General features: G+C 65.4%; 14 protein-coding genes. 7 read left to right on the forward strand and 7 right to left on the reverse strand.

The window, feature by feature from the left end; translation table 11 throughout:
• The first annotated feature begins 24 nt into the window (after positions 1 to 24).
• Genes BA899_RS03795 through BA899_RS03810 form a run of 4 tightly spaced genes read left to right on the forward strand, consistent with a single transcriptional unit; the run spans position 25 to position 3,935 of the window.
• A complete protein-coding gene (locus BA899_RS03795) occupies positions 25 to 891 on the forward strand; it encodes a carbohydrate ABC transporter permease (protein WP_144347555.1) in 867 nt (288 codons plus the stop codon).
• Positions 888 to 1,730 (forward strand): carbohydrate ABC transporter permease, encoded by an 843-nt coding sequence (locus BA899_RS03800; RefSeq protein WP_110883346.1) that lies wholly within the window; start codon positions 888 to 890, stop codon positions 1,728 to 1,730. The genes BA899_RS03795 and BA899_RS03800 overlap by 4 nt, the downstream gene beginning before the upstream one ends.
• A 4-nt stretch (positions 1,731 to 1,734) precedes the next feature.
• Complete coding sequence (locus BA899_RS03805; RefSeq protein WP_110883345.1) at positions 1,735 to 2,856, forward strand: ABC transporter ATP-binding protein; 1,122 nt, start codon at positions 1,735 to 1,737, stop codon at positions 2,854 to 2,856.
• Between the two features lie 5 nt (positions 2,857 to 2,861).
• Positions 2,862 to 3,935 (forward strand): ABC transporter ATP-binding protein, encoded by a 1,074-nt coding sequence (locus tag BA899_RS03810; RefSeq protein ID WP_148121890.1) that lies wholly within the window; start codon positions 2,862 to 2,864, stop codon positions 3,933 to 3,935.
• 3 nt (positions 3,936 to 3,938) lie between these two features.
• Here BA899_RS03810 and BA899_RS03815 read toward each other — a convergent pair whose 3' ends face one another.
• Genes BA899_RS03815 through BA899_RS03840 form a run of 7 tightly spaced genes read right to left on the reverse strand, consistent with a single transcriptional unit; the run spans position 3,939 to position 12,826 of the window.
• The gene (locus BA899_RS03815) at positions 3,939 to 5,018 is read right to left on the reverse strand and encodes a sensor domain-containing diguanylate cyclase (protein WP_159299783.1); all 1,080 of its coding nucleotides are present in this window, start codon (positions 5,016 to 5,018) and stop codon (positions 3,939 to 3,941) included.
• A gap of 9 nt (positions 5,019 to 5,027) precedes the next feature.
• Positions 5,028 to 6,923 carry an HDOD domain-containing protein gene (locus BA899_RS03820; RefSeq protein ID WP_159299784.1) on the reverse strand — a complete coding sequence of 632 codons (1,896 nt, stop codon included), beginning with the start codon at positions 6,921 to 6,923 and terminating at the stop codon, positions 5,028 to 5,030.
• Between the two features lie 4 nt (positions 6,924 to 6,927).
• Positions 6,928 to 8,166: a bifunctional alpha/beta hydrolase/OsmC family protein gene (locus BA899_RS03825; RefSeq protein WP_159299785.1), complete on the reverse strand. Its 1,239-nt coding sequence runs from the start codon at positions 8,164 to 8,166 to the stop codon at positions 6,928 to 6,930.
• 15 nt (positions 8,167 to 8,181) lie between these two features.
• A complete protein-coding gene (locus tag BA899_RS03830) occupies positions 8,182 to 8,859 on the reverse strand; it encodes a TVP38/TMEM64 family protein (RefSeq protein ID WP_235012803.1) in 678 nt (225 codons plus the stop codon).
• The gene (locus BA899_RS03835) at positions 8,856 to 10,286 is read right to left on the reverse strand and encodes an NAD(P)/FAD-dependent oxidoreductase (protein ID WP_200833047.1); all 1,431 of its coding nucleotides are present in this window, start codon (positions 10,284 to 10,286) and stop codon (positions 8,856 to 8,858) included. The genes BA899_RS03830 and BA899_RS03835 overlap by 4 nt, the downstream gene beginning before the upstream one ends.
• A 3-nt stretch (positions 10,287 to 10,289) precedes the next feature.
• Positions 10,290 to 10,928, reverse strand: coding sequence for a DUF3047 domain-containing protein (locus tag BA899_RS09940; protein ID WP_235013291.1), 639 nt, complete (start codon positions 10,926 to 10,928; stop codon positions 10,290 to 10,292).
• A gap of 8 nt (positions 10,929 to 10,936) precedes the next feature.
• Entirely contained in the window at positions 10,937 to 12,826 is a 1,890-nt protein-coding gene (locus BA899_RS03840) for a bifunctional diguanylate cyclase/phosphodiesterase (RefSeq protein ID WP_159299786.1), read from the reverse strand.
• 185 nt (positions 12,827 to 13,011) lie between these two features.
• Here BA899_RS03840 and BA899_RS03845 point away from each other — a divergent pair, with 185 nt between their 5' ends.
• The 3 genes from BA899_RS03845 to BA899_RS03855 all read left to right on the forward strand — a co-directional run bounded on the left by BA899_RS03845 (position 13,012) and on the right by BA899_RS03855 (position 15,716).
• On the forward strand, positions 13,012 to 14,505 hold the full coding sequence (locus BA899_RS03845) for an alkaline phosphatase (RefSeq protein WP_159299787.1): 1,494 nt from the start codon (positions 13,012 to 13,014) through the stop codon (positions 14,503 to 14,505).
• Between the two features lie 84 nt (positions 14,506 to 14,589).
• Positions 14,590 to 15,027 carry a hypothetical protein gene (locus BA899_RS03850; RefSeq protein ID WP_144347544.1) on the forward strand — a complete coding sequence of 146 codons (438 nt, stop codon included), beginning with the start codon at positions 14,590 to 14,592 and terminating at the stop codon, positions 15,025 to 15,027.
• Complete coding sequence (locus BA899_RS03855) at positions 15,024 to 15,716, forward strand: ABC transporter ATP-binding protein (RefSeq protein ID WP_159299788.1); 693 nt, start codon at positions 15,024 to 15,026, stop codon at positions 15,714 to 15,716. Before BA899_RS03850 ends, BA899_RS03855 begins: the two co-directional genes overlap by 4 nt.
• Positions 15,717 to 15,740 lie beyond the last annotated feature (24 nt).

The following is a 15,740-nucleotide window of genomic DNA, read 5'->3' on the forward strand; positions in this document are numbered from 1 at the left end:
TTTCGACGTGCGGAGCGGGGGCCCATGTACCGACAGAAACATCTTTTTCTCCTGCCCGGTCTGCTGGTGCTGGTGGCGATCATCATCTTTCCGCTGCTGTTCACCATCCGGGTCAGTTTTTCCAGCTGGGACGTCTTCCAGCCCGAGCTGGACTGGATCGCCGGTGGCAACTATGGCCGGCTGCTCGAGGACGCGCGCTACTGGGGTGCGCTGGGACGCCTGATGGTCATGGCGGTGGGGACGGTGCTGATCCAGTACGTCCTCGGTTTTGGCCTGGCCCTGCTGGTCTGGGGCGATCTGAAGGCACGGCGGTTTTTCCGGGTGCTGTTTCTGGTGCCGATGATGACAACGCCAGTGGTCATGTCGGTGATCTGGCGCACCGTGTTCCATGAAAGCATCGGCCCACTCAATGGCCTGCTCCAGGCGCTGGGGCTGCAGGGCGTGCCCTGGCTGTCCGAGCCGGCGCTGGCATTCGCCAGCGTGATGATGGTCGAGATCTGGCAGTGGACGCCGTTCATGTTCCTGTTGCTGCTGGCGGGTTTGGTGTCGTTGCCGCGCGAGCCGTATCTGGCGGCCAGGATCGATGGTGCGGGCCCGATCCGGACATTTTTTGCCGTGACCTTCCCGGCCATGGCGGGCATCTCCATCGCGGCCATCCTGATCCGGCTGATCGAGGCCTCGAAGATCATGGAATCGGTGTATGTCATGACCTCGGGCGGGCCGGGCACCGCGACCGAGACCTCCACCTACTACATCTACATCCGCGGGTTGCGCGACTTTCAGCTGGGGTACGCGTCGGCGCTGTCAGTGACCTATCTGGTGATCATGATCATCAGCCTGACGATCATCGCCAAGGTGCTCGTGAGGCTCTTCGTGAAGGATCGAACATGAAAACCCTCTATCTGGCGATCAAGTACCTCGCGATCCTGTTGTGGTCGTGTTTTGTCCTGTTCCCGTTTCTCTGGGCGGTGACGACCTCGTTCAAGACCGCCAACGGCGTGACCGGCGGCGCGACCTGGATCCCCTGGCTGCAGTACAAGCCGAGCCTGCAGGGCTGGCAGTCGCTGTTTGGCGGCTCGGGCGGCACGGATATCAGCGGACCGTATCTGAACAGCATCATCGTCACCGGTTCGGCGTCATTGATCAGCATTGTCCTGGGCACGCTCGCCGCCTACGGCCTGTCGCGGTTCACCTTCCGGGCCGGCTTCATCCGCAATGCCGATATCACCTTCTTTTTCATCTCGCAGCGGATCATGCCGCCGATCGTCCTGGCGATTCCGTTCTTTCTGCTGCTGCGCCAGCTGGGCCTGCTGGATACGCTGGCCGGGCTGATTCTGGTGTACATCGCGCTGCTGCTGCCCATCGCGGTCTGGGTGATGGTGGATTTTTTCAACAACGTGCCGCGCCAGCTCGATGAGATGGCATGGCTGGACGGCTGTACGCCGCTGACGACGTTCTATCGGGTGATCCTGCCCAATTCCGTACCGGGGCTGATCGTCGCCGGCATGTTCTGCCTGATCTTTGGCTGGAATGACTTCTTTTTCGCCTTCACGCTCACGTTCACCGACACCCAGCTGCTGCCGGTGGCGATCGTCGCGCTCAACTCGTCGGTCACGCCGTGGTGGTCGCTGTCGGCGTCCGCTCTCATCTCCGTCGCTCCGCTGATCCTCTTGGCCTTCGTGGTCGAGCGTTTCCTCTCGCGGGGCGGCCTGGCCGGTGCTGTGAGGTAGTCCCATGTCGGCATTGACGTTGCAGAACATCAACTTAAGCGTCAGGGACGAGACCTGGCTGGATGACATCTCGCTGCATCTTGAACCGGGCGCGCTCTACACCCTGCTGGGGCGCACGGGGGCCGGCAAGACCAGCCTGATACGGGCCATTGCCGGTCTCGAGACGCTGGATGCGGGGCACATCGAGCATGGCGGGAGGCGCTGGGACGGTCTGGCCCCCTGGCGCCGCCCGGTGGCCATGGTCTATCAGCAGTTCATCAACTACCCGCATCTATCGGTGCTCGACAACGTGGCGTTCCCGCTGCGTCGTGCCGGTGTCGCCGCCGCGCCCGCGCGTGAGCGGGCCTGGCAGACCATCGAGCGGGTGGGGCTTGCGGCCATGGCGGACCGCCGTCCGGGTGCGCTGTCCGGCGGGCAGCAGCAGCGGGTCGCCATCGCCCGGGCGCTGACCAAGGATGCCCCGGTGCTGTTGCTCGACGAGCCGCTGGTCAACCTTGACTACAAGCTGCGCGAGCAGATGCGTGAGGATCTGGTCGAGCTGCTCGAGGGGCGACGCTCGACCATCGTGATCTATGCCAGTACCGAGCCGTCCGAGGCGCTGCAGATGAGCGCCCGGCTGCTGGTCATGGAAGAGGGGCGGGTCGTCCAGGAGGGCCCGCCCCGCGCCGTCTTTGACGCGCCGGCAAGCGTGGGCGCCGCGCGGGTCGTCAACGACCCACCGGTCAATATCCTATCAATGACCCTGGATAGCGACGCCGCGGAGGTGGAAAGCCTGGGCTGGTTCTCCCTCGAAACCCTGTTCGGTGTCGAACGCCTCGGGCTGCTGGGGGATCAGGGGCTGTCCCCGGGACAGTACTATCTGGGCCTGCGCGCCAGCGATCTGGCGCTGGCGCCCGAAGGCCGCCCGGCGGTGGTGACGCTCACCGAGGTCAGCGGCTCGGAGACTGTCACCCATCTGGACATGGCCGGTTGTCATCTGGTGCTGCACGAGCGGGCGGTGGTCAATCACCCGGTGGGCAGTCAGATCCACATCCGGCCGCGCCTCTCGACGGTATTCGTATTCGATCGCAATGGCCGGCGCGTGCATGTCGCGCACCCCGGTCGGCGCGCGGACTCAAGGCAGTAACACCCATGGCGGATATTCACCTCGAATCCCTTGCGCATTCCTACGACCCGGCGGCGGCGTCGCCGGAGTACGCACTCAAACCGCTCGATATGACCTGGCGCAATGGCGAGACCTACGCGCTGCTTGGCCCCTCGGGCTGCGGCAAGAGCACCATGCTCAACATCATCTCCGGCCTGATCCAGCCCAGCCACGGCCGGGTGCTGTTCGACGGTGAGGATGTCACCCGGCGCGGCACAGCGGCCCGCAACATCGCACAGGTCTTTCAGGTGCCGGTCATCTATCGGTCCATGACGGTGCGCCAGAACCTGGCGTTTCCACTGGTCTGCCGGCGTCGTCAACGCGCGGAGATTGATCGGCGGGTGAGCGATGTGGCTGAGCTGCTGGGGCTGGAGCATGTGCTCAACCGCCCGGCGGTGGCGCTCACCGCCGATCAGAAGCAGCTCGTCTCGTTGGGGCGGGGGCTGGTGCGTGACGATGTCAGTGCATTGCTGCTCGATGAGCCGCTCACGGTCATCGATCCGCAGCTTAAGTTCGAGCTGCGCCGCAAGCTCAAGGCCGTCAATCAGGCCTTCAACATCACCATGGTCCTGGTCACCCACGACCAGAACGAGGCGCTGACCTTCGCGCGCAGCATCATTGTGATGAACCATGGCGAGATCGTGCAGCAGGGCGATCCGCAGACCCTGTTTGATAATCCGCGCACCGAGCATGTCGGCTACTTCATCGGTTCACCGGCGATGAACTTCCTCCCCGCGGTGAGGCGAGCCGATGCGCTGGGCGTGCTGGATGGTCACCTGCAGGTACCGATGACGCCGGCCATGGCGGGCAGTGATGATCTGAAAATCGCCTTCCGCCCCGAGCATGTCAACCTCGGTGGCGAAGGGCATCGCGTGAGGGCCCGCGTGGAGCGGGTCTGGTTCGAGGGGCTGGATCAGGTCCTCGAGCTGGACAGCGGCGGCACCCGGTTTCGGGCGCGGCTCGACGACTGGCGTGGGACGGTCGGCGATGACATCGAGCTGCGCGTGATGGATCGCCACCTGCGGGTGTTCTGTGATGGGCGTCTGGTGGAGAGCCGTTGAGAGTCAGCCGAACCCGTAGGCCTGACCGGCCTCCTTGGCCTTGTACATGGCCCGATCGGCGCGGCGCACGAGCGCATCCCAGTCCCTGTCCTCGCTGGGGGAGACGACGATCCCGGCACTGGCGCCGACCCGAAAGGTCAGTTGCCGGTGGCCGCTGCTCACGGTCATGGGCTGGCTGATGCCCTCAATCAGCCGGTTGGCGATAATGCCGGCCTCCTCACGTGCCGTGTCCGCATCGCTGTCGAGGTCGCGGGTGATGACGACAAACTCGTCGCCGCCGTAACGGTAACCCGCATCATCGGGGCGCTGGAGGCTGTTGATGCGCTCGCCGATCCGTGACAGGACGCGGTCGCCCACCGGATGCCCGTGGCTGTCATTGATCTCCTTGAAGTGGTTCAGATCAATGAAGATGAGGGCGACATGTGGGGGCTGATAGGCGTTGTTGCCGCGTCCCGGTCCGGTGGTCCGCGCCATGGTCATGTGCAGGCTGTGGCGGTTGGGCATCTGGGTGACCGGGTCGTACAGGGCGCGGCGCGCCTGCCGGTCGAGGTCGCGTTTATCGAGGGTGAACGCGACTACATTGGCGACATTGCGGATCAGATCAATCTCGCCGGTCAGGAAATGGCGATGGGAATGCACCGAGTCGTAGCCCATGAACCCCGCCACCTCGCCATTCATGACCATGGGCACCGCCAGCAGTGACCGGATGCCCTGGGCCTGCAGCGTGGCCTTTTCGGGACGGCGATCGGGCAGGGCGTCGACGTCAGGGATCTCCACCACCCCGTGTTCATCAAAAGCCGACCACCAGTCCTCTGCAATGTCGACGGGCAGGTCCTGGAGCATATGAATGACCGGATCGACGCCCGCCGCGCACCACTCGTGGGTATTATCCAGCGCGTGACCGTCACGAATGCGGAAGATGTAGGTGCGGTCGGAGTCGGTAAACCGGCCGAGTCGCCCCAGTGCATCATGAATGGCGGCGTCAAGTTCGTCGGGACGCGCGCCCAAGAGATCGTTGACGATCTCCATACTGAGTCGCAATCCCTCACTGAGCCGCTCACTGGTCTGAGCTTTCGGTTCCAAGGCGGCCTCTCAAACTGCCAGGTAGGTGTCGTTGTCACGAAAGCAGATGCGGTTGCGACCGCCTTCCTTGGCGGCATACAGGGCCTTGTCGGCGCGATTGAGGAGCGCTTCCTGATCAGTGGCCTCGCTGCTGTGGGCGAGGCCCATGCTGACACTGATGCCAATGACCGAGTCCCGCCAGGGCACGGCGATCTCACGGGTCGCCTGTTGCAGGCGGACGGCGATGCGCTTCATCGAGGGCAGATCGATCCCGGTGGTGATCACCAGGAACTCCTCGCCCCCGGAGCGGCAGAGCGTTTCGCCTTGGCGGGTGACGCCCGACCAGACGCTCGCGACTTCAGCGAGCAGGCGGTCGCCGGCGGCGTGGCCATGTTGGTCGTTGATGCGCTTGAAATGGTCAAGATCGAGGGCAATGATCCCTACCGCCGGGCCACCGCGGGACCACTGCGCCCAGGCCCGCTCCAGCTCGGCCATTCCGGCGCGGCGATTGGGCAGACCGGTCAGCGTATCGGTCATGGACAGGGTCTCGAACTTGCGGCGGCTGATCACCAGCTGGTTCGCCGTGCGCCGCAGATCACGCCGGTCTGAGAGCCAGAGCGACTTAAGCTCGGCCAGCCGGTGCGCCGGGGCCAGCCGGTCTGCAAGCGACTCAGCGGCCATTTCCTTTTCGAGGTACATATCGATGCCGGCTGCATAAAACGGGGCCTGTGCCGGTTCATCAAGATGATCGCCGATCAGCACGATATAAACGGCGCGTCCCCATTCGGTGGAGCGGATCAGGCGCAGCAGTCTCTCCGCGGATCCGGTAATCGCCGCCTGGTCGATCACCAGCAGATCGGGCTGGTGTTCAACGGCGGTACGCAGCATCTGCTCCTGATCATCGCGGTGGCAGGTGCCGAACCCCGCTGCCTCCAGCGGTTCGGTCAGTGGCGGATCCGAGGGCGTCTGCAGGACCAGTGCCCGTTTGCGCCCATCCCCATGGGGGTCGTCCTGGCGATCGGCGGCCGGTGTCTCGGGGGCGGAATCAGGCCCTACCGGGTGCGATTCGGGCAGGCTGAATACCTGCGACCAGTTGAGCCATTCGTTGATGGCGTCGGCGAACCGGGCGCGGAGTCTCTGGTCATCCATATCCAGGGCGTCATGTGCCAGCGCCGTCACGCGATCAAGCGTCTCGTCATCGAGTTCGGCATCACGGGTCTGAAACCCCTGATTGGCCAGTCGGTAGGCGATATGAAGCAGTGCGGCAATCCGAAACCGCCGGCCGTCAGCGACGTCGCCGACTCGATCCAGTGACTCGTGGTGCACGGCGGGCCGGGCCAGCGGCTCGGGCACGCCGTAATCACGCATCAGCTCGTAGGACAGGTCGTTGTGATCAAACCCGAAACGGTGGCGCTCTTCGGCAGCGAGGCTCGGGCTCGAGCCGGTCAGGATCTGTGTGTATTCCTGCGGGTAGACCGTCGCGAGCGCCAGGCAGCCGACGCGCGCCAGCAACGCGCAGGCGAACAGATCCTCGGGCGGCGCGGTGTTGGATTGACTGGCGAGCTGGCGGGCGAGCATCGCCACCAGCAGCGAGTGCGAGGCGAAGCCCGCATAGTCAAAGGCTTCGCACTGTCGCTCCTGCTCGGGGTCGACCAGGGAAAAGGCCACCGCCACCTGCTTGACCGTCTCGCGCCCCAGACGGGCGACCGCCTCGCGGATGGAGACCACCGGGCGGCCCGCCCTGGAGGCCGCATTAGCCAGGCGCAGCAGGCGCCCACTGAGAGCGGGATCGGTCTCGACCAGCCTGGCGATCTGAGTGATCGACGGCGTGTCGCTATTCCACAGCTGCATGATCGCCAGCGCTACCCCATTGGGGCTGGGCAGCTCATCCGCCGCATCCTTGAGGATCAGTCGCGATTGGTCCATGCGCTCAGTCAGGCTCTCCCCGCCGGTTCATCAATGCCGTCTTTACTACGATATCTGATTCGAGCGTTTGATGAACGGGGCATTTATCGGCGATTTCAAGTAATCGCTGACGCTGTTCGTCGCTGAGGTCGCCAGTCAGGTGGATGCGCCGATGGAACACGTCGACGCGTGAGCCGCTCTCGCTGCAGTGTTCGCAGTCGGTGCGATGGGATTTGTCGTGGGTGACATCCGTGTAGACATGCGTGAGTGGCAGGTTCTTGCGCCGGGCATACATCCGCAGGGTCATGCTGGTGCAGGCGCCAAGGCCGGCGGCCACCAGCTGATAGGGCGAGGGGCCGCGATCGGTGCCACCCAGGTTGGTGGGCTCGTCGGCGGTCAGCAGATGCTTGCCGGAGACACTGATGGACTGGCGAAAGCCCTTCGCACTGACCTCTGAAACCCGCGTCACCCCCTCGGGCGCTCCGGCAGGGGGGCGCTCCTCGGTCAATGACAGATAGCGGATGGCCCAGGCCCCGATGACATCGGCGGCGTATTCCGCGTCGTTGGCGTCGGTGATCAGATGGTCGGCATGATCCAGTGTGATGAAGCTTTTCGGATGCATCGCGCCCTGGAAGATCTCCGCGGCATTGCGGATGCCCACCGTGGTGTCATGGGGGGAGTGCAGTACCAGCAGGGCCGCGTCCAGATGCTTGAGCGCATCGTCGATCTTCGCCTCGGTGATGTCATCGAGAAACTGCCGCCGGATGGTGAACGCGCGCCCCGCCAGGTCGACTTTGGCTTCGCCGGTCTCGCGGATGGTCTCGAGCTGCTCGGCGAAAAGTCTGGAGACATGGCTGGGATCGGCCGGCGCGCCAATGGTGACCACCGCGCGTACGCCTTCGATCTGTGGAGCGGCCTTGATCACGGCGGCGCCGCCCAGTGAATGGCCGATGAGCAGCTGCGGGACACCCACCGCCTCGCGGAGGTAGTCGGCGGCATAGCGCAGGTCGTCGACATTGGAGGTGAAGTTGGTGTTCTCGAACTCCCCGTCGGAGTGGCCGAGGCCGGTGAAATCAAAGCGCAGTACCGCGATGCCCTGGGCGGCGAGGCGACCGGCGATGCGTCGCGCGGCGGGGATGTCCTTGGAGCAGGTAAAGCAGTGCGCGAACAGCGCCACCGCCCGCACCGGTCCATCCGGCCAGTCGAGCCGGGCGTTCAGGCGGGTACCGTCATGGCCGGTGAAGGTGACTTTCTGTGTGCTCATCAGTGATGCTCCCGGTCAGTGCGAATCATTCGATGGTGGATCATCAACGTCGGGCAGGCCGCCCCGCAGGCTGCGCACCAGGCGGGGAACGAAGGCCAGTCCCGCGACCAGCGCGATGGCGATCAGCGCTGCCTGCACGACATTGCCACCCCCAATCAGTGCCTGGCGGCCGGCATGCCCGATCCATACATAGGCCAGCGCGCCGGGGGCCATCGCGACCATTGAGGTCAAAACATAGACGCGCAGCCTGATGCGGGTCAGCCCGAGCATATAGTTGAGGAGGTTGAAGGGGACCAGCGGCACCAGCCGCATGAGCGCCACAAAACGCCAGCCCTCCCGATCAATCCCGGCCTGCAGGCGGTTGAGCCGGGCGCCGCTGCGCCGCTCGATGGCAGGCCCCAGGCCGTGACGGGCGGCCGCAAAGGCGAGGGTTGCCCCGACAGTGGCACCCATCAGGCTGTAGAGCGTGCCCCAGAGCGGCCCGAACAGCGCGCCGCCACTGATGGTGAAAACCAGGCCCGGCAGAAACGCGACGGTCCCCAGCGCATAGGCGGCGACAAAACCGAGGCCCGCCCAGGGCCCCATTCCATTGACCCAGGCCGCAATGGCCTCGCGACTGATCTGGTCGCGGACGCTCAGCCCGATGGCGATAGCCGCGACGACCGCACCCACCAGAAGCCAGCGCCGGGTCATGGCAGCACCCGGTGAATCCATCGCACCGCCCGCCGGGTGCGCGGCGAAAACAATGACGGGGCGTAGTAAGCGCCCGCCGCGCGTTTGATGATCTGCGCCAGCGTGGGATAGGCATGCACCATCCCGGCGAGACGCCGCAGCGGCACCTTCTCGGCAATGGCGAGGCCCAGCTCGTGGATGATCTCGCCGGCGTGGGGAGCGAGCAGGCTGGCGCCGATGATCCGCCCGCGATGGATCAGCAGCTGCAGTTCACCGGTGGATTCACCATCGGCGATGGCGCGATCGACATCGGCCAGGGCAAAACAGGCGCGCTCGTAGCGCAGGCCCGCGGCATCGGCCGCGGCCCGGGTCATCCCGACCTGAGCGAGCGCCGGGTCGGTATACGTCACCCACGGCACAGCGGTGTAATCGACCTTTCGTGGCAGCCGAAAGATCGCGTTGCTGATGATGATCCCAGCCTGGTATTCGGCCATATGGGTGAACGGGTAGGGCCCGGCGCAGTCGCCGATGGCGTAGATGTGTCGCTGGCGCGTCCGCAGGCGTCGATCCACTTCGAGGGTGCCATCGGCGTTGATCGCGAGGCCCGCCGCCTCAGGGTTGAGGGACGCGGTATTCGCGCGTCGCCCGGTGGCCACGAGCACCCGATCAAAAGCGAGTGTCTCGGGCCCGGTATCGGCCACGAGGTCGAGCAGCGCGCCGCCGTCCTGATCCCGCCGCGCCCCGGTCACGTTGGTTTCCAGACGCAGGTCGGCCCCCTCGTCGCGCAGGTGGGCGCCCAGCCTATCGGCAAGCGCCGGCTCGTCACGGGGCAGGATACGGGGACCGGCCTCGATCAGGGTCACCCGGCTGCCGAGTCGGGCGAAGGCCTGCGCGAGTTCGGTGCCGATGGGCCCGCCGCCGATCACGGCGAGACGTTGGGGCAGATCACGGACATCAAACACATTGTGATGGGTCAGGTAGTCGATTGTCTCCAGCCCGGGGATGGGAGGAATCGCGGGGCTCGAGCCGGTGGCGATCACGAATCGACGGCCGCGGACCGCCTGGCCCTTGACGACGACGGTCTGCCGATCGCGAAAGGCCGCCTCACCGAAGCGCACATCGACCCCGTAACCGCGGAAGCGCGCCGGGTCGTCATGTTGCTGGATGCGGTCGATGACACTGCGCACCCGATCCATGACCGCGCTCAGATCGGTGGATGACGCTGTCGCCTTGATGCCGAACGCCTCCGCGTGACGCACGGCGTGGGCGATGGAGGCGCTGCGGATCAGGGCCTTGCTGGGCACGCAGCCCGCGTGCAGGCAGTCACCGCCGAGTGCGGGTTCGCGCTCGATCAGCACCACATCCAGCCCCAGTTGGCCGGCGACGCTGGCGGTGACCAGTCCACCGACGCCGCCGCCGATGATCACCAGATCGTGGGCGTTACGCATGATTCATGACTCCGGTAGTAGTCGGATGGTGCCGTAAAGCGCTTCCGCGCGGTTTCCAGTGTTATCGCAGTCGGTCATCAGCGCCAGTGCATCAATGCGATCGATGGATCGGTCATGCAGCCGTGCGAAATCCTCGCGAAGGTTGCGGCGGTGGACGCGCCAGCCGTCCTCGCCGGTGCGCGAGCCATCGAGTGAGTCGACGACCACCATCTGCGCCTGGCCGGCGAAGGCGTTGGGCCACTGTGCGCCGGGCCGGGCGCGGGTGCTGCTGACATAGTTGATGGCGCGGGTCCGCCAGCGAAGGATGGCATGTTCGTCGACGGCGTAGAGTCGGGCGGCATAGTCGTCGCCGGACTTGCGGCGCGGATCGCCGGTTTCCACCGCATCAACCACCCGCCAGCGCCATTCAATGACCGGGGTTTCACTCAGGTCGACGCCGTTTGTGTAGACGAGGCCCGAGGCCGTGCCGTTTTCGCAGACCGCCCGCACCGCTGTGCCATGGCGGGTTTCTGTCAGCGCATAGTCGGTTTCGCCGGCGAACGAATGCGCCTGCCAGTCGATGATGGCCTCGGGTGTCAGGCGCATGTCGGCATCCGCGGTCTGCGCGATGACAGCGCCCAGGGCGAGTGCGATGCAACGCATGACGCCGCTCATGTCGCCTCGAGGCGTTGTTCCAGCCAGTCGGTCTGGAAGTCGCTGGCGGTCATCGGCCGGGCCAGGAGGAATCCCTGCGCCACCTGGCAGCGGCGGTCACGCAGCCAGTCGAACTGCGACTGGGTCTCGACCCCCTCGGCCACCACCGTCAGGTCGAGCTGGCGCGCCAGTTCAAGCGTGGCGCGCAGGATGGCGCGGGCCTTCGCGGCGTCGCCGTCGATCGCGCCGATGAAACTCTTATCGATCTTCAGGGTGCTGAGCGGCAGGTTCTGCACATACCGCAGCGATGAGTGGCCGGTGCCAAAGTCGTCCAGGGCCAGCGAGATGCCCGCGGCATCCAGGATCTGCAGGTTCTCGAGGCCCGTTTCCGAGTCCTCGAGCGCCTCGGACTCGGTGATCTCCACGGTCATCATGGACGGATCGGCGTCATGGGCCGCGAGCCGGTCGAGGAACTCCCGGGCCGTGCCCTCCATCATCAGGCTGAGGACCGAGAGATTGACCGAGAGCTTCAGATCGTAGCCCTGACGCTGCCAGTCGGCGAGCTGCGCCGCCGCCCGGTCAAACACCCAGCCATCGAGCTTGCGCACCAGGCCGGCGGCCTCGGCGACGGGGACGAATTCACCGGGGCTGATGCGGCCGAACTCGGGGTGGTCCCAGCGCAACAGCACCTCGGCCCCCCACAGCCGGCCGTCGCTGAGCCGGCACTGGGGCTGGTAGGCGAGTGAGAGGCCTGTGGGCGTAGCAAGCTCGCGGTGCAGGGCCTGGGTCAGTCCAGCCCGGCGGCTGAAGATCTCGCGCATCTGCGTATCGAAGCTGATTGCCTGATTGCGCCCCTGATGCTTGGCCGACTCCACGGCGATCTCCGCGTTCTGGATCAGCTCCCGCGGCGTCACCCCATCGCCGGGCGCCCACACGACGCCGGCACTTACTGTGGTCAACACCACGTAGGAGTCGATGCCGTGGGGTTCCCTGGCTGCCTTGAGCAACTCATCCGCCCGGGACATGACATCGGCCCGGCCGGCCGGCGGCAGCACGATCACGAATTCGTCCCCGGCCACACGGGCCATGACCTCGGACGGCCGGGTGGCCGATGACAGGCGCCGCGCCAGCGAGCGCAGTACGGCATCCCCCGCGGCATAGCCGAGCGTGCCGTTGATGTTTTTCAGATTGTCGATGTCCATCGAAATGAGCGCGAACGACTGACCGCTCTGCTGCGCGTTGGCGAGGCGGGCCTCGACGGCCTCGGTCAGGCTGAGGCGGCTGCCGACGCCGGTCAGCGTGTCAGTCATGGACAGGCGCTCGAGGCGTTCTTTCTGCTGGATGGACTGGCCGACGCCCACCTCCATCCAGCGTGCCAGAGCGGCGCCGACGAGGTTGACCCCCACCAGCGCCGGGACGGTCGCCAGCGCGTCGGCGCGGGCTTCGGCCGGGAACAGGAGGATCGTCACCAGCGCCAGTGACAGGAATGCGCCAAAGCCAAAATAATTCCACGGTGGGCGCAGGTCGATCCGCGACTCGATGACCCGCCAGATCAGTCCGACGAGTGCGGCGAGCGTGAGGGTCGCCATGCCCACGACCATGCCGGTGCCACCGAGCATGATCCGCGCGGGCAGTGTCACGACCAGCGCCGCGCCGGCACCCCGCCAGCCGCCCAGCAACCCGGCGAATCCCATTAGCAGTACGCGGGCATCGATCAGCACGCCGGGCCGGATTTCCACCGGCTGGACCATCAGCAGGACAGTGCCTGCACCCAGCATGGCGCCCAGCGCAATCGAGCGCTTGTTATCGCTATGGAGCCGGTCGCGCAGGTGGTGATGATAGATCAGGGCGACGGCGGCAAAGGTGACCAGGCCGAGCACGGCAGCCGGTAGCGCCGGGACAATCATGGCGTGGCCGGCAGCCGGGGTTCGCGACGTGTTGGTGAGGCTTGTCGTGCCGGCATGGATTTCCCTTGTGGCTGTTACGCCAGTGTAACGCCCAAGCATCGGAGAACCAGAATCGCGGGTTCGCTGTAAAGGCGTTGTAATCCGGCGCGGGTAGGTTCAAGTGCTCAAGTTATTCAGGAGGCCATATGAAACGTTCAATGCTTGCCATCGCCGCCGGTTTCATCGGGACCGCTGCGATGGCCCAGGATCTACCGCAGGCCAACAGTGACTGGTTCACCGCCGGGCAGGAGCGCCTGCAGGCCGAACTGGCCAAGGCCCCCAATACCAACACCGCCAAGAACGTCGTGATTCTGATCGCTGATGGCAACGGCGTCGGCACCAACTACGCGACGCGCATGTTCATGGGCCAGAAGGCCGGCGGTTTCGGCGACGACCATGTGATGCATCACGAAACCTTCCCGTCCCTGGGCCTGGTCAAGACCTACAACGTCAACTCGCAGACGCCCGATTCGGCGGGCACCGGCACCGCCATGATGAGCGGCGTGAAGACTGACATCGGTGTTCTGGGCGTTAATGCCAACGTCGACCGCGGCGATTGCTCGACCCTCCCGGGTAACGAGGTGGCCAATGCTTCCGAGGTCTTCACCGAGATGGGCAAGGAAGTCGGCATCGTCTCGACCGCGCGCATCACCCACGCGACGCCGGGTGCCGCCTATGCCCACAGTGTCGACCGTAATTTCGCCGCGACTCTGCCCGAGGGTTGCGATACTCAGAAGACCATCGCCGAGCAGCTGGTCGACGCGATGTACGAGGGCCGTGTCGACGTCGCGATGGGCGGCGGTCGTCGCAACTTCATCACCGGCGACATGACCGATAACGAGGGCGATTCGGGCAACCGGGAGGATGGCCGCAATCTCATCGCGGAGGCCCAGGAAAACGGCGTTGCCTACGCCTGGAATGCCGATACGGCCGGTCAGCTGCCAACAGACGGTTCTACCCCGATCCTCGGGATCTTCGAGGACAGCCACATGTCCTATGAAGCCGATCGCGGCGACGAGCCATCGCTTTCGGAAATGACCGAGATCGCGCTCCGCAATCTGCAGGCGAAGGCCGGTGATGACGGCTTCTTCATGCAGGTCGAGGCGGGCCGTGTCGACCATGCCCACCATGGCAACAACCTGGCCCGAACCGTGACCGACGGCGCCGAGTTCGTCCGCACCATCGAGATGGTCGACGAGATGACCAACGATGAGGATACGCTGCTCATCGTCACCGCCGACCATGAGCATTCCTTCGCGCTGAACGGCTACTGCGGCCGCGGCTCGGATATTCTTGGCCTGTGCATGGGGATCAACAACCAGGGTGTCGAGCACACGGATGAGCCGCTGCTCGGTGCCGATGGCAAGCCCTACACCGTTGGTATGTACACCAATGGCTCCAGCTCGGTCCTGCTCGAGCAGCCCGGTGGCGAGTACTTCGGTTCGCGTCCGGTGGTGACCAACGAGGAAGCGCAGGACATCGACTACGTCCAGCAGGCGTTGGTGCCGAGGTCGTCGGAAAGCCACTCGGCCGAGGACGTCGCCGTCTACGCCAAGGGGCCCTATGCCCACCTGTTTGAGGGCACCCTCGAGCAGAACTACATCTTCCACGTGATGCACCACGCGTTCACCGCTGAGTAACGCGGCGACCAGCAGGACGCGGAGGGGGACGGCTGCGTCCCCCTCCGTCATTCTGGCTCTGGGGAAAACCGAGAGGCAATTACGATGACCAGTTTCACACGCCGTCGCGTTGTCATCGGGCTCGCAGCCGGTTTTGTCGCGGGCCTGGCTCATAACGCCAACGCAAAAGACATTCTCAAGCTACGCGAGCTCTACGACGCGAACCAGGATTTCAGTGCACTCGCCAAAGAGCTGCAGGGCACAACGGTCAAGGTCGAGGGGTTCATGGCGCCGCCCCTCAAGGCGGATATCGAATTCTTCGTGTTGACCAAAAAGCCCATGTCAGTCTGCCCGTTCTGTGAGACGGAGGCTGAGTGGCCGGATGACATCCTCGCTGTCTACACCCGGCGCGGCTTCGACGTCGTGCCCTTCAACCGGGGCATCGAGGTGACCGGGGAACTAGCGCTCGGCCCTAAGCGTGACCCCGAGACCGGGTTCCTGAGCATGGTGCGGATTGAAAACGCGCGGTTCAGTTACGGATGACCGGTATCTCACTGGCCATATCCGGGCTGGAAGTCATGGGCCAGGGCGGCCGCCGCATTCTGTCTGTGCCGCAGCTGGAGGTGCCCGCCGGCGCGGCCGTGGTCGTGCGCGGGCCCTCGGGGGCCGGCAAGTCGACGCTGCTATATGCCATGGCGGGGATCATCGCCCCGGCGCAGGGTCGGATCTGGTGGGGCAATACGGACATTGCCGGACGCGATGACCGCGGCCGGGCCGCCTTTCGGCGCGCGAGCGTTGGCTTCATTTTCCAGGAACATCTGTTGTTCGAGGAACTTTCAGCGCTGGGCAACGCGGCGATCACCGCCCTCTACGCGCCCCGCCGCGACCGGCGTCGAATCCGCGAAAGCGCCAACGGCCTGCTCGCCCGTCTTGGCCTGAGTGAAAGCGCTGCGCGGCGGTCCGATACGTTTTCGGGCGGTGAGCGTCAGCGGATTGCGGTTGTCCGGGCGCTGGCGGGGGCCGCCCCCGTGATATTGGCCGACGAGCCCACTGCCAGCCTCGACCGACCCAATGCCGATGCGCTGGCGGACGACCTGATGCGGCTGGCGCGCGAAGATGGACGAACACTGGTGGCCGTCAGCCACGATCCCGCGCTGCACGAGCGCGCCGATCACGTCATCGACGTCGTCGACGGCCGTGTCGAAGGCCCAGAGGAATTGCACGATGCCTGACCTCATCGCCGGCTTACTGTCCGG

This window comes from Spiribacter sp. SSL99 (genome assembly GCF_009805925.1).
Lineage (GTDB): Bacteria > Pseudomonadota > Gammaproteobacteria > Nitrococcales > Nitrococcaceae > Spiribacter > Spiribacter roseus.